Source organism: Herbinix luporum, from assembly GCF_900070325.1.
Taxonomy (GTDB): Bacteria; Bacillota; Clostridia; order Lachnospirales; family Lachnospiraceae; genus Mobilitalea; species Mobilitalea luporum.
In genome coordinates this window covers 1,091,373-1,114,325 of record NZ_LN879430.1, presented here as the reverse complement: position 1 = coordinate 1,114,325, position 22,953 = coordinate 1,091,373, and the positions used below count along the sequence as shown (strand labels likewise).

Annotated in this window: 24 protein-coding genes and 1 tRNA gene; 6 read left to right on the top strand and 19 right to left on the bottom strand. The window is 33.8% G+C overall.

Annotated elements, in window-relative coordinates; all coding sequences use genetic code 11:
• Positions 1-129 precede the first annotated feature (129 nt).
• A complete protein-coding gene (spoIIP, locus tag SD1D_RS05125; protein WP_058257933.1) occupies positions 130-1,470 on the bottom strand; it encodes a stage II sporulation protein P in 1,341 nt (446 codons plus the stop codon).
• A gap of 74 nt (positions 1,471-1,544) precedes the next feature.
• On the bottom strand, positions 1,545-2,462 hold the full coding sequence (gene gpr, locus SD1D_RS05120; RefSeq protein ID WP_058257932.1) for a GPR endopeptidase: 918 nt from the start codon (positions 2,460-2,462) through the stop codon (positions 1,545-1,547).
• Between the two features lie 269 nt (positions 2,463-2,731).
• Between gpr and rpsT the strand changes: the two genes are divergently transcribed.
• Entirely contained in the window at positions 2,732-2,995 is a 264-nt protein-coding gene (gene rpsT / locus SD1D_RS05115; RefSeq protein WP_058257931.1) for a 30S ribosomal protein S20, read from the top strand.
• Between the two features lie 103 nt (positions 2,996-3,098).
• Here the strand turns inward: rpsT and SD1D_RS05110 are convergent, their stop codons facing one another.
• The 16 genes from SD1D_RS05110 to rsxC all read right to left on the bottom strand — a co-directional run bounded on the left by SD1D_RS05110 (position 3,099) and on the right by rsxC (position 17,055).
• On the bottom strand, positions 3,099-5,345 hold the full coding sequence (locus SD1D_RS05110; protein WP_058257930.1) for a YcdB/YcdC domain-containing protein: 2,247 nt from the start codon (positions 5,343-5,345) through the stop codon (positions 3,099-3,101).
• A 138-nt stretch (positions 5,346-5,483) separates the two neighbouring features.
• Positions 5,484-5,569, bottom strand: a tRNA-Ser gene (locus tag SD1D_RS05105).
• Between the two features lie 18 nt (positions 5,570-5,587).
• Positions 5,588-6,565: a DNA polymerase III subunit delta gene (holA, locus tag SD1D_RS05100; protein WP_058257929.1), complete on the bottom strand. Its 978-nt coding sequence runs from the start codon at positions 6,563-6,565 to the stop codon at positions 5,588-5,590.
• Between the two features lie 84 nt (positions 6,566-6,649).
• Entirely contained in the window at positions 6,650-7,204 is a 555-nt protein-coding gene (gene lepB / locus SD1D_RS05095) for a signal peptidase I (RefSeq protein ID WP_058259203.1), read from the bottom strand.
• Positions 7,205-7,443: 239 nt separating this feature from the next.
• On the bottom strand, positions 7,444-7,698 hold the full coding sequence (rpoZ, locus tag SD1D_RS05090; protein WP_058257928.1) for a DNA-directed RNA polymerase subunit omega: 255 nt from the start codon (positions 7,696-7,698) through the stop codon (positions 7,444-7,446).
• 57 nt (positions 7,699-7,755) lie between these two features.
• A complete protein-coding gene (locus SD1D_RS05085; protein WP_058257927.1) occupies positions 7,756-8,034 on the bottom strand; it encodes a DUF370 domain-containing protein in 279 nt (92 codons plus the stop codon).
• Positions 8,035-8,058: 24 nt separating this feature from the next.
• Positions 8,059-8,940: a YicC/YloC family endoribonuclease gene (locus SD1D_RS05080; RefSeq protein WP_058257926.1), complete on the bottom strand. Its 882-nt coding sequence runs from the start codon at positions 8,938-8,940 to the stop codon at positions 8,059-8,061.
• Positions 8,941-9,098: 158 nt separating this feature from the next.
• On the bottom strand, positions 9,099-9,641 hold the full coding sequence (locus tag SD1D_RS05075; RefSeq protein ID WP_058257925.1) for an N-acetylmuramoyl-L-alanine amidase family protein: 543 nt from the start codon (positions 9,639-9,641) through the stop codon (positions 9,099-9,101).
• Between the two features lie 115 nt (positions 9,642-9,756).
• On the bottom strand, positions 9,757-10,689 hold the full coding sequence (gene cysK / locus SD1D_RS05070; RefSeq protein WP_058257924.1) for a cysteine synthase A: 933 nt from the start codon (positions 10,687-10,689) through the stop codon (positions 9,757-9,759).
• Between the two features lie 220 nt (positions 10,690-10,909).
• Positions 10,910-11,635, bottom strand: a complete 726-nt coding sequence (locus SD1D_RS05065; RefSeq protein ID WP_058257923.1) for an ATP-binding protein — start codon at positions 11,633-11,635, stop codon at positions 10,910-10,912.
• Positions 11,636-11,790: 155 nt separating this feature from the next.
• Positions 11,791-12,282: a Gx transporter family protein gene (locus tag SD1D_RS05060; protein WP_058257922.1), complete on the bottom strand. Its 492-nt coding sequence runs from the start codon at positions 12,280-12,282 to the stop codon at positions 11,791-11,793.
• A gap of 31 nt (positions 12,283-12,313) precedes the next feature.
• Entirely contained in the window at positions 12,314-12,679 is a 366-nt protein-coding gene (locus tag SD1D_RS05055; RefSeq protein ID WP_058257921.1) for a NusG domain II-containing protein, read from the bottom strand.
• 75 nt (positions 12,680-12,754) lie between these two features.
• Positions 12,755-13,534: a hypothetical protein gene (locus tag SD1D_RS05050; protein WP_058257920.1), complete on the bottom strand. Its 780-nt coding sequence runs from the start codon at positions 13,532-13,534 to the stop codon at positions 12,755-12,757.
• A 142-nt stretch (positions 13,535-13,676) separates the two neighbouring features.
• Positions 13,677-14,672 (bottom strand): FMN-binding protein, encoded by a 996-nt coding sequence (locus SD1D_RS05045; RefSeq protein WP_058257919.1) that lies wholly within the window; start codon positions 14,670-14,672, stop codon positions 13,677-13,679.
• A gap of 60 nt (positions 14,673-14,732) precedes the next feature.
• Positions 14,733-15,698 (bottom strand): RnfABCDGE type electron transport complex subunit D, encoded by a 966-nt coding sequence (locus SD1D_RS05040; protein ID WP_058257918.1) that lies wholly within the window; start codon positions 15,696-15,698, stop codon positions 14,733-14,735.
• 1 nt (position 15,699) lies between these two features.
• Complete coding sequence (gene rsxC / locus SD1D_RS05035; protein ID WP_242955256.1) at positions 15,700-17,055, bottom strand: electron transport complex subunit RsxC; 1,356 nt, start codon at positions 17,053-17,055, stop codon at positions 15,700-15,702.
• 286 nt (positions 17,056-17,341) lie between these two features.
• Between rsxC and SD1D_RS05030 the strand changes: the two genes are divergently transcribed.
• From SD1D_RS05030 to SD1D_RS05020, 3 genes are all read left to right on the top strand, one after another.
• Entirely contained in the window at positions 17,342-18,418 is a 1,077-nt protein-coding gene (locus tag SD1D_RS05030) for an FAD:protein FMN transferase (RefSeq protein WP_058257916.1), read from the top strand.
• A gap of 198 nt (positions 18,419-18,616) precedes the next feature.
• Positions 18,617-19,645: a DUF4474 domain-containing protein gene (locus tag SD1D_RS05025; protein WP_058257915.1), complete on the top strand. Its 1,029-nt coding sequence runs from the start codon at positions 18,617-18,619 to the stop codon at positions 19,643-19,645.
• Positions 19,646-19,649: 4 nt separating this feature from the next.
• The gene (locus SD1D_RS05020; RefSeq protein WP_058257914.1) at positions 19,650-20,561 is read left to right on the top strand and encodes a metallophosphoesterase; all 912 of its coding nucleotides are present in this window, start codon (positions 19,650-19,652) and stop codon (positions 20,559-20,561) included.
• 115 nt (positions 20,562-20,676) lie between these two features.
• On the opposite strand, the gene SD1D_RS05015 is transcribed toward SD1D_RS05020, so the two are convergent.
• The gene (locus SD1D_RS05015; protein ID WP_058257913.1) at positions 20,677-20,868 is read right to left on the bottom strand and encodes a ferredoxin; all 192 of its coding nucleotides are present in this window, start codon (positions 20,866-20,868) and stop codon (positions 20,677-20,679) included.
• Between the two features lie 205 nt (positions 20,869-21,073).
• Between SD1D_RS05015 and SD1D_RS05010 the strand changes: the two genes are divergently transcribed.
• Both SD1D_RS05010 and SD1D_RS05005 read left to right on the top strand, forming a co-directional pair.
• Entirely contained in the window at positions 21,074-21,784 is a 711-nt protein-coding gene (locus SD1D_RS05010; protein ID WP_058257912.1) for a DUF421 domain-containing protein, read from the top strand.
• A gap of 61 nt (positions 21,785-21,845) precedes the next feature.
• Positions 21,846-22,952, top strand: coding sequence for a M23 family metallopeptidase (locus tag SD1D_RS05005; protein ID WP_058257911.1), 1,107 nt, complete (start codon positions 21,846-21,848; stop codon positions 22,950-22,952).
• Position 22,953 lies beyond the last annotated feature (1 nt).

Sequence of the window (22,953 nt, the reverse complement as noted above, 5' to 3'; positions counted from 1 at the left end):
AATCTCACAAAATGTGATGAAAAATCTATTTATCCAGAAAAGCTAGTGAAAAAACAAATCTTGGTACTCTTCTTTATCGCGTACATTATAACATATGAGAAATTGTGTTACAAGATAATTAGATTTCTTTTATTCCCCTTTTAGTACAGCATTTAATATATCTGCAAAAGGTTCTATAGCATTTTTTGCAGATTTTAGGGAGTTTTTGTGGGTTCCTAATTCCATTAAGATACTCTTAGGTCTAAGATCTAGATTATATCTATATGCCTGTAAGTAGTTTTTATATAATAAGCCCGGATATAACTCTAAAGATTTTAATTGTAGTTGCAGGCTAAATGCTAAATTATCCTGAAGATATGGATTATCAAGCCTACTAATAGGACCATTTTGATTCCTGCTTAAACCATTTAATAACATAATCTGAGCTGTTTCTTCTCCCTTTATGTAAGTGGAACGTTTTTTGGCTCCGTCCCTATGTAAGTCAATAACAACCTCAATACTGGGGTGTTTATCTAATATCTTTTTTATAGATTTCCTGGCATAATTATAGGCCTGGTTTCTATCTAATTTTCCATCAACCAAATCATATACACTACGATCATGGATTACATTGTATCCATACTTTTCCTCTAATATTTCAGCTAACAAATCCCCTATACCCACAACAGTATCTTCTTCAATTCCTTCCCTGCTATCTAAAAATGCCTCCTGGGAGTGAGTATGATAGATTAGAATCTGAGGCTTATCGTTAGTAGTTTTTATTGTCATATCCTTTTTAAGTAGTTGTTCAGAATTAAATAAATTATCAGTAACCTTTGTAGAAGGATCTATTATATAAAAATGACTGATTAAGAAATTGAAATCCTTAAGTTGCTCTAAAGTAAAGGGGGTTCCGTTAAATGTTCTCATGGTTTCAATTGCATTTTGATTTTTTCCTATATAAAACTGATTTTGATCTATAGCCCCTTCCATAATTACTACCGGTAGCTCCTGAGTGTTTTCAAAAGAGTCTACTTCTGTTTCTAAATATTCTTGATATTCTTTCTTGTCTAAGATAGCCCCATTAGTTAAAATATATTCCTTGGTCAAGTTCCCATTATTAATATGTGTTATATCTACTTGCTTATGAACCTCTTCTTTTGTAATTAAAGTGTCGTACTTCTTAGGTAAAGATATACTGGCTGATACATATTGATGTAGATTATAAAAATTGGAAGCTAAATTTAGGGGGAAGGGATACGAATGTTTTTTATCTGCACTTTGATAAGCTACCAGTGCAGATCCTGAATCCATTATATTGGAGTATATTCCGGATATAATGGATCTTTTCATTTTTACTTTAGCTTGGCCAATTTCCTTAGAAAATGACAGGGTAAAGGCGTATATCAAAAAAAATATGGATATTATAATGGCAATTGCAGGTATTATTTGATAACGCCTTCTTCTGTCCTTAAATCGGAATTTTTTCATCACTGCCTCCAAACCATAGGGATACTAAAACAACAAGCCTAATTCATTATATTCAATTGACTTGTTTTTAGTACCTAAGTGATTATGGGTTGGGAAAAACAGGAGTTAAGAGCTTCTGATAAGGTATAACTAATTTCTTTTACTGCTTCATCAATATTTTTTGGTGTAACAAACATATTATACATCTGACTGCCGTTAACTTCTGAAATAAATTGAAAGATATCTTCTTCACCAAATCCTGTGGATTCCATATATTTTGTTAAGGTATCAGCTACAATAGTGGCAGCATCTACTACGGTAGGAACACCTATGGCAATTACCTTGACCCCAAGACTTTCTTCATTAAGGGCCTTACGGTTATTTCCCACTCCTGAGCCCGGACTAATTCCGGTATCTGATATTTGAACCGTGGTATTTAACCTGTGAATACTTCTTGAGGCTAGGGCATCGATTACAATAATCAGTCTAGGTTTGGTTTCTTTAATAATTCCTTTTATTATTTCCATGGTTTCCATTCCGGTTTGGGCCATTACACCGGGAGAGATAGCACTGACACTACCAAGATTATTTCTTACTTTAAATTCATCTCCATATTCACGAATAAGATGCCTTGTAACAAATAGATTGTCTACAACTTGAGGACCAAGGGCATCGGGAGTCACTTCACGGTTACCTAGCCCAACCACCAGTACCTCATCATGACTTAAATCCCCTGTAAGTTTTCTAAGATATTTAGCTATTAATTCAGAAACCGGTTTATGATAATCATCTGAAGCATTATTTAGCTCAGGTGCTTCAATGGTTATATATGTTCCTATAGGCTTTTGCATAGCCTTAGCCCCTTTATCATCTTTGATTTCAACAGTAGTTATTCGGATATTGTTTTTTTCATCTATTTCCTCGGTTAATATAACACCCTTTATTTCAACATCGTCCTCAGGAAAGCTTTCTCTCACTTCAAGGGCAAGGTCCGTTCTTATTTTATGCTCCATTTGCTTACCTCCATCAAATTAATGATAATTTTTATACTCTTTACCGAATATTCCAATGACACTAATATTTTTTGCAAGAGTTTAAAAAATATGTATTGACATTATTAAATCATTATACTACTATATAATAGTATGTTTTCATTATAACGACCGTGTCCGGATTTAATGAAACAAAGTAAATACCACCAATCCAAGATTCGCATTCCACTCTCTCAATGTTGTCCTTGGAACTATGGTTGTAAAATTATTATAATTTTGGAGGTGCAATATTGGCTAACATTAAATCTGCGAAAAAAAGGATTTTAGTAAATGCAAAGAGAGCTGAAAGAAATAAGGCTATCAGATCCAAGGTAAAGACCATGATTAAAAAGGTCGAGACTGCTATTGCTGCTAATGATAAGGAGCTTGCTAAGGCAAATCTGTCTCTTGCTATTTCTGAAATCGAAAAAGCATGTTCCAAAGGCGTAATTCACAGGAACACAGCTTCCAGAAAAGTGTCTCGTTTAACAAAAAAAGTTAACTCATTAGCTTAATTTAATTTAAATTAAATCTAGATATAACAAGGGCTGCCCAATAATTTGCTTATAAGCAAATTATATAGACAGCCCTTTTAATTATCCTTTATTACTATTGTTACTATCTACTTTCATTAGCTACGCTAACAAAGTTTATAATCAGTTGTACGGCTTCCCTTCTGCTTATATTATTCTTTGGAAAGAAATTATTACTATCCTGGTTTGGAAACAGTTTTAAGCCCTTAGCCAGTGCCACTGCCCCAAGATATTTAGAACTTATATGGCTTTCATCGTAATAGCCGGTTTTATATATTTCTGATAATTTAGCCACATTTTCAAGACCAAGTCTTTTAATAAAACTATAAGCCAATTCTTCCCTGGTAATTAACTTAGAAGAATCCATGGCATCTTCACTGTCCTTTGTATAGTAACCAAGACTTTCTAAAAGTTGATTTATTTCACTTACGGTAATTAATTTATCAGGATTGAAATTCTCACCTTCAAAACCGATATTCATATCCGCAAGTATAAGTATCTCTCGATTTTCTTTTGTATCAGCTATATCATTATAGGCATAGGTTTTAGACCCTTTATAAACTTGGCCCCTGTCATCTAGTTGTTCTCCAGTAAAAGGAGAAATATAATAAGGATAGATATCAGGACGATAAACTAAACGTATTTCATAAGCCTCTGAATAATCATAATAAGCTTTATGGGCCTTATAATCAGGATCATATTGATTAATTACATTTACTTCATATTTTAAATCAAATCCATCCTTACTGATATAATGGTCAAATGCATCCTTATCAGTCATGGCATTTCTAGGTGATTCAAAGATGATATCATCATCCCAATTGCAGTTATATGAATAAATCTTACCGCTTACACCGTCTATCGCCCCATAAATACTGTTGTAGGAAAATTCTACACCTTCATTAAAACGATTATACCGGTAGTAATAGCCGCCATATACAGGGGCATTATCCTCTTTATAATAGGCTATATAATCATGGCCTTGATCTACCAGTTTAGTCTTTTTAAACCTGTCTTTTATTTGACCATTTAGGAATTTCTCAAAAACTTTTTGTCCATATTCCCTGTCATATTTAATTTTAACCGGAAGCCATTTACCTGTCTGGTAGTCATAATTATTCTTAAGACTGGCATTAAAGCTTAAAATCTTTCCTGTCTTGGCATCCACTGTTGCATGGGCAAAGGCCCTGTAATCGTCCCTATCATTATCTACAGGCCTCTCATCCCTTAAAACTAGAGTCCATACATATATGCTTTCCTTATCATTAGCCCCATAGGATTTACTTAAGCTGGCAGTAAAGCTTATAAGATTTTCATCTATATAAAGATATGGATTAGATCTTAATATTTCTAATGCTTTTTCCTTGCTAATAAGATTTTCTAACTCTTTAATTTTTGCTATCTCTTCTTCTGTAAGAACACCTGCAGGGGATTTTGCTACATCATCTTTTTCTTCAGCTTCTTTACTAGGATTATCAACTTTCTTCTCTACCCATTCAGATTTAGTTAAGTATACTTCACCTGACTTGGCGTCTATTGAAATATAGGGAATATCAGGCTCATAAACTAAAAATGCCTTCTTTTTTATTTCGCTTTTACCCTCTTCAAAGATTTGATAATAGTCTGTTTTATAAGTTAGCTTCATATTAAGATTTTCACCTATAAGCTTAGCGGCTTCTTCTTTAGTAATTTTGCTGTGGGCTGACGGTATATTAGCATCATATAACCAATCTAGATAGGCAGATTTTACTTCCCCTGTATGGGCATCAACACTGATTGTTACTAAATTATCAGGGAATATAATTCCATTTTCTTTCCTATTAAAGACATAAGTATAGGAGTTATTATAGATGCCATCATAATTAGAAGATACAAATTCTAACTTAGGATAAAGCTTAGGAGCAATTTGCTTTATAAAATCCTCTGCCTCATCTAAAAGCTCTTTTTTCAAATAAGAAGGAACACTTTTGTCTTTATCGTAGCCATTATATTTAAAGTAATAAGTAATATTATTATCCTTATCCAAGCTAACTTCAATATAACTATAATCCTTTTGATTACTCCAGATTAAAGTCCAATAATTATTTGTATAAGTGTTAGAACCATAGTAATAGTAATTAAAATCTGTATACTCTTTTGGAATATCAATTTTTGTCTTGACAGCTTTAATGGATTTTTCTAATCCCTTATCTGCCTTTTCATCTTTTTTAGTATCAGCCATAGCTATTACATATGGCTCATTTGCTATAACTTCAGCAGATACACTAGCTGTGCTAGCGGAGCCTGCCAGTAAGATACCGGACAGAAATAATGATAAAATTTTTCTTCCCATTTTTCCTCCTCCTTAAATTTTCATAATTTTAACTATTAGACGATGTAATTTATACCATAGTTTCATTATTTTGTAAATTTTTTTACAAATAAAAAACCACCTAATGATTAATTAAAAATCATTAGATGGTCTGCTAAACGGAGACGGTGGGATTCGAACCCACGTGCCCTTGCGGACAACCGCATTTCGAGTGCGGCTCGTTATGACCACTTCGATACATCTCCAAATTATATAAAAAAAAATTATTTTGAGCTAAATTGAATTATTAAAAGTTCAGTTCCTATCTTTTCATGTATTCTGCCGGTTTTTATCTGTTCCTCAGTATCTGCAGCCAGTTTTAAGGCATATGTCAGCTGATTTTTTGTAAAGTTTCTAGATTGACTTATATATTTACCTACTGTAAAGGCCGGAATCGATACCTTCTGTGTAATAAGGGAGGTTCCATATCCGTTAGCTGCTAACTCCTTTACCTGCAACAGTATATTAAAATGTCTCATAATTAAATACAGAATATGAGAAGGCCTTTCCCGAACTGATAATAAATCATAGTATAATGACAAAGCCCTATCCTGTTGCTTTAAGCCTATGGCATCCATCATCTGAAATATCTTTCCTGTAATCTGTGGTGTAACTATTTCATCTATATCTTCTAAAGTAATAATATCTCTGTCTCCTGTATAGCTAATTAGCTTATCTATTTCATTACAGATATTTTCCATATCTGTACCGGTTCTTTCTAATAAATAGTCTGCAGTATTCATAGTAATCTTCTTTCCGGAAGGCTTTAATAAAGATCCTATAAATAACTTTAAGTTCTTTTCATCTAACCCATTCATTTCTGATATGCTACCCCGGTCTTTTATCAGTTTAAATACTTTGTTTCTTTTATCTATTTCATTTTCGACAAAAATAAAAAATGTACTGTCAGGGGCATTTTTAAGAATTTCTGAAAGATCACTTTGAACTTTAAATAAACCACTATTTTCTATGAGTATTAATCTTTTTTCATTAAAAAAGGGTAATGTTTGTGCTATATCATTAACCTCTTTTAAATCAATATCTTTTCCTTCAAATCTAGAATAGTTCATCTGATCTGATTTTCCTAATATTCCATCTCTTAATTTATCCCGGTAAAGCTTTAACAAATAAGCCTCACTACCATAAAGCAGGTAGAACTGTTTAAAGCTGCCTGTTTTGATATCTTCTTTAATTGATTTCATTAGTAAATCAGACCATCCTTTCGGAACATTATATATTCTACCTAATTGGTTTATAAAATGCAAGAGTAAAGTATTAACCAATTCCTAATCAATAGGGCCAAATTTTTTTAAGGGACTGACCCTAAAGAAAGCTTTTCCCCCAATATTTTTCTTTTTAACATTACCAACTATGGGATATCTGCTGTCTTTACTGATATTCCTGTTATCACCAAGAACAAAATATTCATCTTCTTCTAAGGTAATAGGTTGAGCAGCCCTACCGGGATCTAGAATTGGCTCATTTCCGTAGTTTTCTTCAAGGACTTCACCGTTTATATAAATCTTTCCGTCAACTATTTGAATTGTTTCGCCGGGAAGCCCGATAATACGTTTAACATAATAGTCTTCATTCTCACGGCCATAGGGATAGAAAACTATAATATCAAAACGTTTTAATATATCAAATCTATATGAAATTTTCTCAACATATAGATGATCTCCATCAAAAAGAGTATTCTCCATAGATTCTCCATCAACTATGGTTCGTTGTAAAACATAATTAGGAATAATATAAACGCAGGCAAAGAGCAATACAGCATAAAAAATTAAGTCATATAAAAATCTTTTAAGCAAATTTGGAGTTTTGGGAGCATATTCCATGCTATCATCTATACTTTCATTTAGATCGACTTCTAAATTTTCTAAACCTTCATCATCATTTTCACTTGGAAAATTTTCACTACGATATTCATCAGTAAGATCAGTACTGCGGCTATTACCATCTACTTGATTTAAGTCCATTTGTTAATTCCTTTCCTAACCCCTAATTAATGCCTAATAACGATAAAGCACCTTCATATAAATCTAATATGAAAGTGCTGATGAAATTGTGTCAATTTTTATTGCAGGTACTCTTTATTAATATTATCATCTGCCACAATTTTTACTTTTCCCTGGTACAACTCCTCTATAGCCATAGACAAAGGCTTGGGAAATTCTTTGTCAATTAAGGGTTCTGCTCCGCTAATAAGCTGCCTTGCGCGTTTTGCAGTAGCAATCACGATGGAATACCTACTATTTACAACCGGTTGTTCCCCCGGCTCTACATCACTGTTCACTACTCTAATTAAGTCTGTATATGATGGATATAACATACTATCTCTCCTTCCTTCTGATGTATATATTATAATAATGAATATAGTATTAATCCATTAATCAAGCTTATTTAGATTTATATCTTGATTATCTTCATAATGATTATTTACCCTGCCTGCAATGGTTTCCGGAAGCAGAGAAGATAATATTAAATGTCCACTGTCCGTAACAATTACGGCTTTTGTCCTTCGGCCGCAGGTTGCATCAATAGCCATTCCAAGATCCTTAGCTGACTGAACCATTCTTTTTACCGGAGCGGCATCGGGACTAATAATAGCTATAATCTTACCTGAATTTACTACATTACCAAAACCTACATTAATTAACCTATTCAACGTTATTCCTCTTTTCGGTATCCTCTATTCAATATTTTGGATTTGCTCTCTTACTTTTTCAATTTCAGTCTTTAAATCTATTGCTTTATTAGTGATTTCGATATCGCTAACCTTTGATAATATAGTATTGGCTTCCCTGTTCATTTCTTGGGCTATAAAATCAAGTTTTCTACCAACATTATCATTATCATCATTTAGGGTGTTAATCATATTATCAATATGACTTTTTAATCTAACGGTTTCCTCATCTACACAGATTTTATCAGCATATACGGTTACTTCTGTAAGAAGTATACTTTCATCAACCTTGGTATCTTGAAGTAGTTCGGTAACCTTGCTTAACAGCTTATTTCTATATTCACTAACCACTTCCGGGTATCTTTCATCTATAAATTCAACAAGCTTAAGCATTCCGTTAAGCTTCATAATCAAATCGGCCTTTAAATTCTCCCCTTCTGTGATTCTAGATTCAACAAATGCTTTTGCCGCATTATTTACCGCCTCTTCCACCAACTCCCAAAGCTTTTCTTCATCAATGGTTTGCTCTTCTAATGTTAACACTTCAGGATATCTAGATAAGACAGAAGTGCGTATATCATTTTCAATATCAAACTCCTGGCTTATCTTTTTAAGATTGTTATAGTATTCCCTTGCCAGATCCCCATTATATTTAACACAGACATTATTTTCGGTAAAATCTTCATATGTAATGTAGACATCTACCTTGCCTCTACCGATATATTTTTTTAATAGATTTCTTATACCTGCTTCAAAAAAACTTAATTTCTTAGGAAGTTTAATTGAAATGTCACAATATCTATGGTTAACAGCCTTCATTTCTACTGTAATCTTACGCTCATCGCTGCTAATTTCACTTCTTCCAAAGCCTGTCATACTCTTTATCATTATTCACACACTTCCGTTAATTTTTATATGATGACTTATATCCAATTAATTATAAATTAATTTATATTGTAAGTCAAGCATAGTAAAATAATTACATGGATTTTTTCTATATTTTGTAAACTCTTATATAAAAGTATAATTTCTTTCTCTTATATTAGTTAGCTATATACAGGAATTATACTATAAATACCTCTGGCAATACCGGCAGCTATTTCATTAAACCAAGTGTCAAACAAATAATTATCATAAGTAGACTTTAAATTTCCAACACTTATAGTCATTGCCGGCATATGACTATCCCTAAGTATAGGTAATTCCGTTCTGACTACTATTCTATAATTTATAAAGCCTAGGGGTCTTAATTCCAAGGCAATATTTATGGCTATACTTTCAGATATACTATCCATAGAATCCACTTCAAAACTTACTTCTTGCTCATTAATACAAAGTTCCTCTCCCATTCGGTAAAAAGAAAGAAGTAAACTGGCTCTGAGGGAATTTGCAAAGTTAACACGATCTATTTGTGATAAAAATATATCTGTTGTCCTAGTATATTCTACCCTATAACCATATTCCGTCAGGTACTTGCCTACCTCTAGGGCTAGTCTTAAATTATCGTCTTTTTCATATCTAAAACCATATGCTCCCCCCAGACTGTTTCCCCCATGACCGGCATCTAATATAATAGTTGAAGTAGGCAAAATAAAACCACCTTTTTTTATCTATTACTAATATTATATGTAATAAAATACGGTTATTAGTACCATGTTAAAAGGACTGTTTCTATAGTATTAAGAAACAGTCCTTTATAATAATTTATTCGGAATATAATGGGGTAGATAGATATCTTTCTCCGGTATCCGGAAGAATTACTACTATATTCTTTCCTTCATTTTCAGCCCGAAGTGCTATCTGCTTTGCTGCCCATATGGCTGCTCCGGAGGAAATACCTACTAAAAGTCCCTCTGTTTTTGCCACATCCCTTGCAGTCTCAAAGGCGTCCTCGTTTTTAACCGTAACAATTTCATTATATATATCTGTGTCCAAAGTTTTTGGAACAAAGCCGGCTCCTATTCCCTGTATCTTATGGGAACCTGCTCTTCCTTCAGATAAAATTGGAGAATCTGTGGGTTCTACTGCTATAATCTTTATATTAGGATTTTTTAATTTTAAATATAAACCTGCACCGCTTATGGTACCACCTGTACCGATACCGGCAACAAATATATCGACCTGTCCTTCGGTATCATTCCATATTTCTACCCCTGTGGTTTCTTCATGAACCTTAGGATTATTGGGATTTTCAAATTGGGAAGGTATAAAGCTGCCCGGTGTAGCCTTATGAATTTCATTTGCTTTTTCTATGGCACCCTTCATTCCCTTAGCACCTTCTGTAAGGATAAGCTCTGCCCCATATGCCTTCATTAAGTTTCGTCTTTCAACACTCATTGTATCAGGCATAGTAATTATCAGCTTTAAGCCGTAGCTGGCGCATATACTGGCAAGGCCTATACCGGTATTACCGCTTGTAGGTTCTATAATTACGGAATCTTTTGTTATCTGTCCTGTCTTTAATGCTTCTTCAATCATCTTCTTAGCAATTCTGTCTTTAACACTTCCTGCAGGATTAAAATACTCAAGTTTACCTATTATTTTTCCCTTAAGTTCATGTTTTTTATTAAAATTACTTAATTCAAGAAGAGGTGTATTTCCTACTAATTCAGTTATCTGTTTCTTAATATTTGCCATAATATTATTCCTTTCTTTAAAGAGATTTAATTAAAATTATTATTATATTTTTGCCTACAAATTATTTGTATTTGATTTATAGCATTATATGCAAATAACATATCATAGTTTACATAGCGAATTACTATGTTTTAAAATAATAATAAACCCACTTAAACTTTTTGTCAAGTGGGTATTTTTTAAATAATATTTTAACAATCTGGAATGATATTCCTTAAGTTTATTTAGTATCTTCAAGTATTGTTCCCTCGGTAGAAAGTGTAACCCTTCTCCAAGGAATTAACTTTCCGCTATTTAATATGGCAGTCTTTACTGCTTCTACCATACCACCACAACAAGGTACTTCCATACGTATTACTGTAATACTATTAATATTGTTGTTTTTTATTATCTGAGTAAGTTTTTCTCCATAGTCTGCCTCATCTAGCTTAGGACATCCGATTAAGGTTATCTTATCTTTCATAAAGGAATGAAAATTAGCAAAAGCGTATGCAGTACAATCTGCTGCAACCAAAAGATTAGCTCCGTCAAAATAAGGCGCATTAGCTGGAACCAGTTGAATTTGTACCGGCCATTGCCTGAGCATAGAGGCCATAGGTGTAGAACTTGTATCTAAGCTAACTTCCTCCTGGACTTTATCTTTTTGTAGGTTCATCATCCTAGAACCGGGGCATCCCATGGTTTTTGAATTAGCTTCCTCTAATTTTTTCCTTTCCATGTTTTTCTTTACTTCTTCTTCATTAAATGCCAAGGCCTCTCTTACTTCAAAGCTTAATGCACCAGTGGGACAAACAGGCAGGCAGTTGCCTAATCCGTCACAATAATCATCTCTTAAAAGCTTAGCCTTACCCTCTACTATACCTATGGCATCTTCATGGCATGCGGTTACACATAGACCGCAACCGTTACATAATTCTTCATCAATTTTTATTATCTGTCTGACCATTTACTATATCCTCCTAGATTTCATAATGTTTAAATGTAATATAATTCCTATAATTGATTTCTCTTACTGTTACTAATAATTATATGATAATTTATTAAATAGATAGTAGCCATGGATACAAATAAAAGCCGGATGGCTTTATTGCATCCGACTTTTTATAAAAACTTTTTTAGCCTCTTTATTACTAATGCCGCAAGTATTCCTATAAGTGCTCCGCTTACAAGACCGCTTATCATTAATAAGGGCAAATAATATATAAGACTGGGGTTATTTACATATATCATTGCTACTATAATCTGACCTATATTATGGGCTATTCCTCCAAGGATACTGACTCCAACCATACTAAATAACTTGAATTTTACAGATACAGTCATCAGTAGCCAGCTAAGTATTCCCCCTGCAAAGCTAAAAATAAGAGTAGAGGGATCCCGGAAAGTAAATCCTACCAAAAGAATTCGTACCATTGATAAGACAAATGCTTCCTTAACCCCAATACCGTATAAAGCTACTATTATTACTAAGTTTGCTAATCCCAGTTTCATTCCCGGTAGGGCAAAGGGCATAGGAATAAGGCTTTCTATGTAGCTAAATATAAAAGCCAGTGCAATAAATAAGCCATATGAGGCTATTTTTCTAGAATTCATTATAACTCCTTTTAGTAAAATATCTTGGCATTTAATTGGCGACGGCATCAGGACCTTTTTCCTTACCATCGATTATACGAAGAACAACCTTGTTGGGAAGACATGTAATTGATTCGTTATTATTTTGAATCTTTTTATGCATTACACAAAGCTTATCGGGACAGCTTGCATCAAGCATTTTTACATATCCATCCTTTATTTCAATTGTGTTCCAATGTCCGTTATCATGTTCAATTTTATAAATGGTATCTTCCTTTAAATTAAAAACTTTATGCTCCTTACCATCGACAGTTATTATAACTTTACTACCGGATGTTTTGTATAAGTTAATTATTAAAAAAGAAATTCCAATAAGTGTTAAGATACCGACTATTAAATATAAATCATTTTTTTTCATATATCATCCTTACCATAAGAAGGAGCAAGATAATTCTTGCTCCATAATTATGTTACCTTACTGATTGTTTATTTGTTAAAACATAGATAAAATCATATATACCATTCCTGCAGAAACAAGCTCGGCAGGTAAATTCTTAATCCCTTTACTTAGTCTTGAAAAGACAAGATGTTTTCTAATGGAATATAGTAAAATCAAAACAATTATTATGATTATAAGCATACTAACAGAAGGATCAATCCCGTCTATGGTAAAAGGCTGTTCAAGTAGTACCACAGGCAATATTACAAAGATGCTGTCTGTTTTAATTTTTTCTTTCTCCTTATGGTAGAAAATCCTATTAAGAAGAGCTAAACCCAGTCCTGTCAGCAAAAATCCCATTATTACCTGTGAAAAACCATAGGATTTTAGATTAAAATCCAATATTTTATACCCATAAATTGAGCCCTCTGCCATAAACTCCCTTATAAGAGAGATAATTAGCAGCATGGCAAATGCCCCGGCTCCCTCTAATAGAAGGCTATTATAATCTATTTCATCTGCTTTATTAATAATATGTTTTGCAATAAGTATGCCTAGGAAGATGTGGAATATGGATGCTGTATCATTAATTTTATACCCTAAGACAGCTACTAATACAATCTGAAATAGGGAAAAGGTTAAGGATACCATAAGGATTATTATACTTGAATTCCTACTCCATTTTGGAAGATTGCATTTTACCAATCCATCTATCACCAGACCTAAAGTGCTTATAAAGAGGATCAATATACCGGTTATTAGGGCTATCCTCATGTTTTGTGAAAAAATCACCATGGCCAGTGCATATGCTTCCACCGGATATCTTGCTTTCATATAATCCCTATATGATGTAGTTACTACATCATACTCTCCTTTCTTTTTTATTCCTTGGTATCTTCCAATAATAAATTATTTACAAATTAATTTATTATTTTCATAAAATTATTTATTAGTTTAAGTTTTTAAAATAATATTACTATTTAGCATAATCAGAAATAAAATCATATGCATTATTAACAAGCTTAATTATAGCATTACTTGTAACAGTTGCACCGGATATACCGTCAATTTCTCCTACCTCACCACTATCACCGTCTACATAACCGGCCTCATCTGAGCCTGTACTTTCTGCCCCTTCACCGGTTTTAGCCATTTGTAGAGCTTTCTTGGCCAGGTCAAGGAAATTATTAATACTGATACTTACCCCGGAAACCACATCGGTTTTACCGTTCTCATCGACGGTGAGTCCGTCAATAGATTGTTTTTCCAAGACATAGTTAGCTAAGGCATCCGCTTGTTCTTTCCATGTAGGACCATCATCAGTCATAACATATTCCCCTACAGTTGACAGGTAGCTTTTATATTCCCCTTCTCTGTTCATGGAATCAAACACCAGAGAGGTTATTTTACCTTCTTCAACCTTAATTGTAAGCATATATAGATAACCCTTGTTATCTACTTCATCGGCTTCTACACGATAAATTCCGTCTTGGTAACCCTCTTGTGTAGGGGCAGTAACATCTTGGTTGCTTGTATCTGCAACAGGAGCTTTTCCCCTAAGATAAATAGGAGCAGAAATTCCCTTAAATTGATTTAGGAAACTTTCCTCTTCCATTTTTTGACCATAACCGGGAGTTTCGGCATGGCTTACTACTTTTAATTCCTTGATTGTTTTAGCATCATTTTCAAATACAACTTCCATGGTAACAGGCTTTGTAGCAAAACCGGTAGCCTCAGCAACTACTGAGTAGGCTGTAATATTGCCGGCATCATCGGTAATCTCTCTAGCAGAAACAATACCTTCTGCTCCTGATACATCTATTGAGCCGGGAAGATTTTCATCATTCTGACCTACATCTTTCTGATTATTTGCTTCATCCTTAACTAATATTTTGCTGCCATAAATAATACCAAAGGCCAATACTGTTACTACTGCCAAAGCAATAATACCTTTTAATCTGTTGTCTTTCATAATAATTCCCTCACTTTTTCTAATAATCTATTAAATTACTAAAGCATTCTTAAGTATGACTTATTTTTTGCTTTTAAGCTTTACACCATAAATATGGGGTTTTATAATCATTTCAGTAATTCCCGATAAACAGTTTGCTATTAATATACCGTAACTTACCCCTTCCGGTAACATACCCCAAATTCTTATTCCTGCCGTAATAAGACCTGCAATTATTGCTAAGACTACTTTTATTCTAGGGGCAACTGAAGCGTAATCGGTCATCATAAAGCAGGCTCCTAAGATTAGTCCTCCCGATAATAGGTTGGTTAATATATCACCTTTAAAAAATCCATCTTTAGAAAATACAAAGGTTACCAATAATACTGTAAGAACGTAAGAACTTGCTGCTGCAAGATTAACTACTTTCCGATAACAAAGGTAAGCAAAGCCTATTAAAAGTAATAAGGCACTGGTTTCTCCAAGGCAGCCGGGTATATTTCCTATAAACATGTCCCATTTAGAAAATTGGCTAATCTCTGAACCGCTCTTTAACATACCCAAAACTGTGGGTGAGCTTACGGCATCGACACCGGAATGGTTGGTTGTTATATAATTGGATATCTGGGCAGGCCAAAGATATAACAGCAATGCTCTTCCCATTAAAGCAGGATTGGCAAAATTACTACCTATACCACCAAAAAACTGTTTTACCACAATTATGGCAAATACCGATGCTACCATGACAGCCCAAATAGGAGTAGTGGAAGGAACATTAAAGGCTAGGAGAATACCGGTAACTACAGCACTCCAATCACCCACTGTCAGCTGCTCTTTTCTTATCTTCTGCCATATATATTCTGATAATACACAGCTTGTAACGGCAGTTAAAACAAGGATTAGGCTATTAAGGCCAAAGAAATAGATAGAACCTAAGAAGGCAGGCATAAGGGCAATAACCACATCCTGCATAATTTCTTTTGTTGACCAATTCTTAACAATATGAGGACTTACATCATGTAACTGTTTTCCACTTTTTAGCTTCATATTATTTAGCCCCCCGCTCTCGTCTCAGTCTGAAAATTTCATTTTTGGCCTCTGTTATTCTATATGCCAATTCCCTTTTTGCCGGGCAGACATAGGAACAACTACCACAACTGATACATTCAGTAGCATATAATTTATCACATAAAGTGATATCATTTTCTAAAGCAGCAAAATCAATTTTAAAGGGGGCAAGGCCTGCAGGACATATTCTCTCGCATTCTCCGCAGCGAATACATGGAGATTCTATTTTGTAGCTATCCTCCAGTACTAATAAACCGGAAGTGGTCTTAGCTACACTTCCCTCTAAGTCATCAAGGGCGCCACCGATTTGTATACTGCGACCGGTCATAGGCCCACCTTCTATAACCCTGCTTATCTTAGATGTAAATCCCCCGGACATATCAATTAAATCCCTAAATCTTGTTCCTATGGGAACTAAGTAATTACATGGTTCTTTCACCATTCCCGTAACTGTAACCACACGGGAAATTAGGGGTTCATCCTTAAGTACAATATCTGCCAAGGCTTTTGCTGTACCTACATTATTTATTATAGTACTAATACTAGTGGGCAATTCTCCTGCCGGAACTTCCATACCAAGTACAGCCTCCACCAGTTGCCTCTCCCCTCCCTGAGGATATTTAGTGGGAAGTACCTTAATTTCTATAGGAAGCTCTTTTCCTGAAATAATCTGTTCGAAATCTTTTGCAATATCAAGCTTATTATCCTCAAAGCATATAATTGCCTTTTTTGCACCTGAGGCCTTAACAAATAAGAGTACCCCATTAATAATTGCATAGCCCTGTTCCCTCATAAGGGTATGGTCACAGGTAAGATATGGTTCACATTCTGCCCCATTAATAAGGATATATTTAATTATTTCTTTTGATTGGTATTTTACATGGGTAGGAAAACCGGCGCCTCCCATGCCTACCAGGCCGCCTTCTTCCATTTTAGCTATAATTATTTCTTTAGTATAGGCCGAAAGGTCTACAAGACTACTTTCGTATTCCCATCCGCCAGCTGTATCTAAACTATCTGTATTACTTTCATCCGATTGAATAACAACAATATCAAATTCCCTATCCTTGTCATCCTTGCTTTTTATAACTTTGGTTACAGTTCCGCTGATACTTGCATGGATATTGGCAGAGCTAAAACCAGTGGGTTTTCCTATTAGTTCTCCCTTTGAAACCTTATCACCTTCCTTAACTATTGCAGTACAGATACTATTTGGTGACTGTTTCATAGAAATCTCCACTGTTTTAGGCAAGAACTTACGTATCGGTATTTGATTACTTAATGATTTATCAGAACCATCGGACGGATGGATTCCACCGTGAAAATAATTCTTCAAAACTAATAGCCCTCCTGCCATCTCTTACTTGTTAAAAGTTTGACATTATTATATATACAAATACCTATAAACACATTATTCCAAGGTTTCTAACTATATTAGTTGTGGATATCATAATATGGACAAGATTAATTGTCAAGCAAATAAATTATAAAGATATTAGCATATAATTCCATTTATTCTCCTCTTAAACTATTGCTTCTTGACATAGAAAATATATAAACTTACAATAATAGCATTGTAATAATAAACAAAAAAAATTCTGAAAAAAATATCAAGGAGATTTATGATTAAGAAAAAGTTTTATAATAAAAAAGGTGTAATGGCAAAACATAAGCTGATTTTTGTCTTGTTACCAATATATTTAATTACAATAATTTTAACCGGCTGCCAACCGGCTATAAACAATGATAAAAAAGATGTTGACTCTCAATTTATTAGTAAGTCTGCCTTTCTGCTAAATACTTTTATAAGTATATCAATATATGACAAACAGGAAGAAGCCATATTGGATCAATGTATGGAGCTTATAAAAAAATATGAAAAAATATTCAGTAGAACAGATCCGGAAAGTGAACTATATGCTATAAATAATCAAACCGCTCCCCATGAGGGCTTAACCTACTATATTTCTGATGAAATGTCTGAATTAATTGCCTATGGATTATATTATAGCAAATTATCAGATGGAGCATTTGATATATCCATTGCTCCTGTCTCATCCCTATGGGATTTTACCGGTATTAATCCTAGACTTCCTAGTAAGGAAGAAATTAATAAGGCACTGGCCTATATTGATTATAAAAATATCCATTTAGAAGGAAATAAACTAACCTTTGCAAAGGAAGGCATTAGATTGGATTTGGGAGCCATTGCCAAAGGTTATATTGCTGATAAAGTTAAAGAATATTTATTATCACAGGGTGTAAATAGTGCCATTATAAATCTTGGTGGAAATGTCCTCTGCCTTGGTACAAAACCGGACGGATCATACTTTAAGGTTGGTATTCAAAAACCCTATGCCGACAGAAATGAAACCATAGCTATTATGGAAATTAATGATATGTCAGTGGTATCCTCCGGAGTATATGAACGCTATTTTACCTTTGAAGGAAATAATTACCACCATATTCTTAACCCAAAAACAGGATATCCTTATAATAATAATCTTATCTCTGTATCCATTATATCAAAGGCTTCAGTAGACGGAGATGGATTAAGTACCAGCTGTTTTGCACTGGGACTTGATGAAGGAATAAAACTCCTAGAGAGCATTCCCGATACCTATGGCATCTTTATTACTTCCGACTATGAAGTCCATTACACTAAGGGCTTTAAAGAGGCTATAACTTTAATCGAATAAAACTGAAAGTAAAAACAAGACACTATTATAGGGGTTGTTTCAAAACTTGGATTTTGAAACAGCCCCTATTTTTTATTTTATATGATTTTATTTTTCTTCATCAAAATATACCAGATTTCTATTATTTTTACCTTTCATTTAACAAGTTCAATATCATCGGAATATGATGATATATAGCCTAAAGAAAGGAGTTATATTATGGGTGATAATGGCATTTTTTTATTCCTGTGGAATTTATATATTCAAAATAAAATTCTTATAATTTCACTTATTTTAATTCTTATCCTTATAGTTTCATTGTTTAAAAGGTTCCGTAGAAATAAAAAGAAGAAGGCCGATGAAAATATAGTGGTCCGCCCGATTACAGATGTAATCGGAAGCGACCAAGAGCAATTGGAAGAATTAAATAAGGATTTGAAACTCTTTGGCTTTGCCTATGATCCTTCACAGGACATATTCTATTCCCTAAATGAATGCTGGCAAAGAAAATTCGGATATTGCAGACTTTATGATGAGGCCAGTGCTACCTTAAGCATGATAATTGACTGTGAACCAATTCATTTTAGATATAATGGAAAGAAGTGGCTTCTTGAATTTTGGAAGGGTCAATACGGCATGACAACAGGGGGGGAAGTCGGCATATACTATACCACCGCCCCGGACATTAATATTCCCGGTATATTTAACGGTACCTTTTATTATAGTGTAAAGGATGAAGACAGAATCAATATGTCTTTTACCCTTAAAAAAAACGGAAATGTTTTACTAAGCAGAAGTGGATATCATTGGTGGCTAACCGGTTTTAAACTGGGTGAATTCTCCCAACCCTCAGAACTTACTATGGATATTGTTTTAGATATGCATAATCGACAAATGGCCGAGGCCTTTGTAAGGGGACTTAAAGAAACAGGTTACGGAGAAGATGAATTTATGTTAAAGGGTAGACGGGTATTTATACATTTTGACAAACCCCATACCCAGCAGCCCTTTACTAAGAATCCCTTAACCGTAAATCTTATGCAGAGTAATAATCGTTCTTTTTGTGAAGCCTACCACTATCTTACTTCCTCCTATGTCAATACCCTTGATAAAATTGCCCACATTAAGCAGCAGGCACCTCATATGTACAATCATATTATAAACATGGGTAAACCTCATCAAGTATTTGAATCCTTCAATAAAATTAAAGGTTTTCTTAAAATTCAGGATTTAGAAGAGGAGGAATGATGCTATGGGTGTCTCTAAGCGATTAACACAAGTTCTATCCTCTTCTCCTAAGATATACTTCGATGATTATTCTAGATTTATTATTATGAGTGATTGTCATAGAGGAGACGGGGGATGGTCAGATAATTTCTACAATAACCAAAATCTTTTTATTGCAGCATTACAATACTATTATGAAAGGGGATTTACTTATATAGAATTAGGTGACGGGGATGAACTGTGGGAAAATCGCAAAATTGATGACATAATAAGTACCTATAGTGATGTGTTTTGGATTATGTCTCAATTTTATAAGGCAGGAAGATTCTATATGATATATGGGAATCATGATATAGTTAAAAAAAATCCTAAATACTCAAAAACAAAATGTAATTCCTTCTTTTGTGACAGTAGAAATTCTACCATGCCTCTTTTTCCAGGGATTAAAATAACAGAAGGCCTAATATTAGAATATAAGGATGCCCCATATCAGATTTTCCTTACCCATGGTCATCAGGGAGATTTGATAAATGATAACTTCTGGAGATTATCAAGATTTTTGGTTCGGTATATTTGGAGGCCTTTAGAATTAATTGGCATTAGGGACCCCACCAGTGCTTCAAAAAACAGTGTACGAAAAAGCAAGGTAGAAAAAAGAATTGCCGATTGGTCCTTAAAGAATAATCAGGCCATCATAACCGGCCACACTCACAGACCGGTTTTTCCAAAACCGGGAGATATTCCGTATTTTAATGACGGCAGCTGTGTTCATCCAAGATGTATTACAGGAATTGAAATAATTAATGGCGCCATAGCTTTAATTAGGTGGTCCATAATGATTAAACCGGACCGTACCCTATATGTGGGAAGAGAAATATTAGAAGGTCCCATTAAAATAACTGACTATATTCAAAAGGTGACAGAAGCTGCAGGATAAATTAGTAACAAAGTTCTTAAAATTATCAATATATATAAAAGAAGAAACCTCTGTAAATCATGAAAATATGTTTTAACAGAGGTTTTTTGCTTATATTTTGCCTATATAAAAGAAGTTATTCTTTTAAATCTATTACACTAACAGGGCAGCCATCCCTAGCTTCCTCTGCTCGCTCTAGACAGTCTTTGGGAATATCATCTTCAATGGCCTGAGATACCCCGTCGTCATTATAGCTAAATACTTCAGGACAGACGTCTATACACAAGCCGCAACTTATGCAGCCCTCCTGATCTACATATGCTTTCATAAGCAGGCTCCTTTCTATTTTAGAATCATTTCAAACATATTATGCTTATAAAATATTTTATTATACTTGCTTGAACCAAATTTTCTCATATATCTTGCTATTTATTAAAAATAGCCATGGGGTTAATTATATTTTATATAAATAATTTTATTTGATTTGTAAACCATAAGATTAGCAAGAATGTGTTAATATAGGAGGAAAAATTATGAAGATAACGGAAATACTAATTTCATCTTCTCTTTCTCTTATGGCCTTATTTTTCCTTACAAAAATTATGGGTAACAGGGAGATGTCACAATTAAGTATGTTTGACTATATAAGTAGTATAGCAGTAGGTTCAATTGCCGGAGAGATGGCTGCCATGTCAACTGACTCCTTATTAGAACCCTTACTTTCCATGATTTTTCTTGCAATTTTTACAGTAACTATTAACTTTCTAACTTGTAAATCCATAAAACTACGAAGATTTATTCAAGGACAGGCTCTTATACTATATCAGGATGGGCAAATTTATGAAAAAAATTTACTTTCTGCCAAAATGGATATAGGTGAATTATTATCGGAATGTAGAATTCAAGGTTATTATGATTTAGAGGAGGTTCACACTATTTATTTGGAAAGCAACGGAAAAATTAGTATACTCCCCATGTCTACACAGCGTCCTCTCTGCCCTGCTGATATGAATATGAATCCTATTCAACCGGAACCCATGGCCAATATAATAATTGACGGTCGTATAATGTATAGAAATTTACAACATACAGGTAAAAATGAAAAATGGCTTATTAAAAAGCTTCAAGAAAAAGGAGTATCTGATATAAATGAGGTAATGCTTGCCAGTTATGATATTAATAAAAATGATATTAATATATATTTAAAATATCATAAAAAATTAAAAACTGACATCTTTGAATAAAGGGAATGAATAAGAGAAAAATCTCATAAGATATTACGAGGTCTATGTTGAGGAAGTCTTTATGTTTGTAAAATATAAAGCTAAGCATATTATTATATGTGAACTGATTCTAATACTTATCTTATCTTCTGTTTTAATTAAACAGGGTATTGAATATGACCAAGCTATGTATGCTTCAATGTATGATACCGAAAAAAAATTTATTAAGTGGGTTAGTTTTGATGTCAGCCATAAAGCCATGGACCGGGCATACCGCTATGATGTGGAAACCTATGATAGCCAGGTCCATCTTAATTGGATTGAATTACTTGCCTACTTAGGGGCAAAGTATGGGGGAGATTTTTCAAAATATAAGGAAAAACATATGAATGATCTGGCAAATAAGCTGATTAATAAAGAAGAAACCATGGAATCCTTAACAGAAAATATGAAGTATTATGATTATTATCTTGAGGCCTATAGTGCTGTTCTTGGTGGTATGGTGGGAGAATATGAAATTGAAGTAGCAGATGAGACCGCCCCCGGGGGTAAAAGGTGGGAAAAAAAATATGGCCTAAAAGCTTTTCTTCCCATAGCAAAATATTATCCTTATAGCCATTTTGATGATTTCGGTGTATCAAGAAGCTACGGTTTTAAAAGAAAGCACTTAGGCCATGATATGATGGGTCAAGTAGGTACCCCTATTATTGCGGTAGAATCCGGCTATGTGGAAGCCTTGGGATGGAATCAATATGGTGGATGGAGAATTGGCATCCGCAGTTTTGATAAAAAAAGATACTACTACTATGCCCATCTTAGGCAAAATTATCCCTACAATAAATCCTTAGAGATAGGAAGTGTGGTTCAAGCCGGGGATGTTATAGGCTATCTTGGCAGAACCGGTTACAGCAGAAAAGAAAATGCTAATAATATACGAACTCCTCACCTGCATTTTGGCTTACAATTAATCTTTGATGAATCTCAAAAAGATAGTGTCAATGAAATCTGGATTGACTGTTATGATTTAGTTCAGTTTTTATATAAAAACAGATCAGAAACAGTCAAAGACCCTGAAACCAAGGAATATCACAGGGTATATCAATTTATTGATCCTGTAGCCCAGGATTATATCAAGCATCAAATATATAAATACGATGATGAAGATATTAATATCCATATTTATGAGTAGA

Excerpts from the sequence above, each read along its gene's own strand:
- rpoZ (WP_058257928.1), bottom strand. The coding sequence starts at position 7,698 with ATGTTATATCCATCATATACAGACTTAATTAGAGTAGTGAACAGTGAT.
- SD1D_RS05040 (WP_058257918.1), bottom strand. The coding sequence starts at position 15,698 with ATGAAGCTAAAAAGTGGAAAACAGTTACATGATGTAAGTCCTCATATT.
- SD1D_RS05055 (WP_058257921.1), bottom strand. The coding sequence starts at position 12,679 with ATGAAAAAAAATGATTTATATTTAATAGTCGGTATCTTAACACTTATT.
- cysK (WP_058257924.1), bottom strand. The coding sequence starts at position 10,689 with ATGGCAAATATTAAGAAACAGATAACTGAATTAGTAGGAAATACACCT.
- SD1D_RS05025 (WP_058257915.1), top strand. The coding sequence starts at position 18,617 with ATGGGTGATAATGGCATTTTTTTATTCCTGTGGAATTTATATATTCAA.
- SD1D_RS05110 (WP_058257930.1), bottom strand. The coding sequence starts at position 5,345 with ATGGGAAGAAAAATTTTATCATTATTTCTGTCCGGTATCTTACTGGCA.
- SD1D_RS05080 (WP_058257926.1), bottom strand. The coding sequence starts at position 8,940 with ATGATAAAGAGTATGACAGGCTTTGGAAGAAGTGAAATTAGCAGCGAT.
- SD1D_RS05045 (WP_058257919.1), bottom strand. The coding sequence starts at position 14,672 with ATGAAAGACAACAGATTAAAAGGTATTATTGCTTTGGCAGTAGTAACA.
- SD1D_RS05030 (WP_058257916.1), top strand. The coding sequence starts at position 17,342 with ATGATTAAGAAAAAGTTTTATAATAAAAAAGGTGTAATGGCAAAACAT.
- SD1D_RS05010 (WP_058257912.1), top strand. The coding sequence starts at position 21,074 with ATGAAGATAACGGAAATACTAATTTCATCTTCTCTTTCTCTTATGGCC.
- spoIIP (WP_058257933.1), bottom strand. The coding sequence starts at position 1,470 with ATGAAAAAATTCCGATTTAAGGACAGAAGAAGGCGTTATCAAATAATA.
- gpr (WP_058257932.1), bottom strand. The coding sequence starts at position 2,462 with ATGGAGCATAAAATAAGAACGGACCTTGCCCTTGAAGTGAGAGAAAGC.
- SD1D_RS05020 (WP_058257914.1), top strand. The coding sequence starts at position 19,650 with ATGGGTGTCTCTAAGCGATTAACACAAGTTCTATCCTCTTCTCCTAAG.
- lepB (WP_058259203.1), bottom strand. The coding sequence starts at position 7,204 with ATGGAATATGCTCCCAAAACTCCAAATTTGCTTAAAAGATTTTTATAT.
- SD1D_RS05005 (WP_058257911.1), top strand. The coding sequence starts at position 21,846 with ATGTTTGTAAAATATAAAGCTAAGCATATTATTATATGTGAACTGATT.
- SD1D_RS05050 (WP_058257920.1), bottom strand. The coding sequence starts at position 13,534 with ATGAAAGCAAGATATCCGGTGGAAGCATATGCACTGGCCATGGTGATT.
- holA (WP_058257929.1), bottom strand. The coding sequence starts at position 6,565 with ATGAAATCAATTAAAGAAGATATCAAAACAGGCAGCTTTAAACAGTTC.
- SD1D_RS05065 (WP_058257923.1), bottom strand. The coding sequence starts at position 11,635 with ATGGTCAGACAGATAATAAAAATTGATGAAGAATTATGTAACGGTTGC.
- SD1D_RS05060 (WP_058257922.1), bottom strand. The coding sequence starts at position 12,282 with ATGAATTCTAGAAAAATAGCCTCATATGGCTTATTTATTGCACTGGCT.
- SD1D_RS05015 (WP_058257913.1), bottom strand. The coding sequence starts at position 20,868 with ATGAAAGCATATGTAGATCAGGAGGGCTGCATAAGTTGCGGCTTGTGT.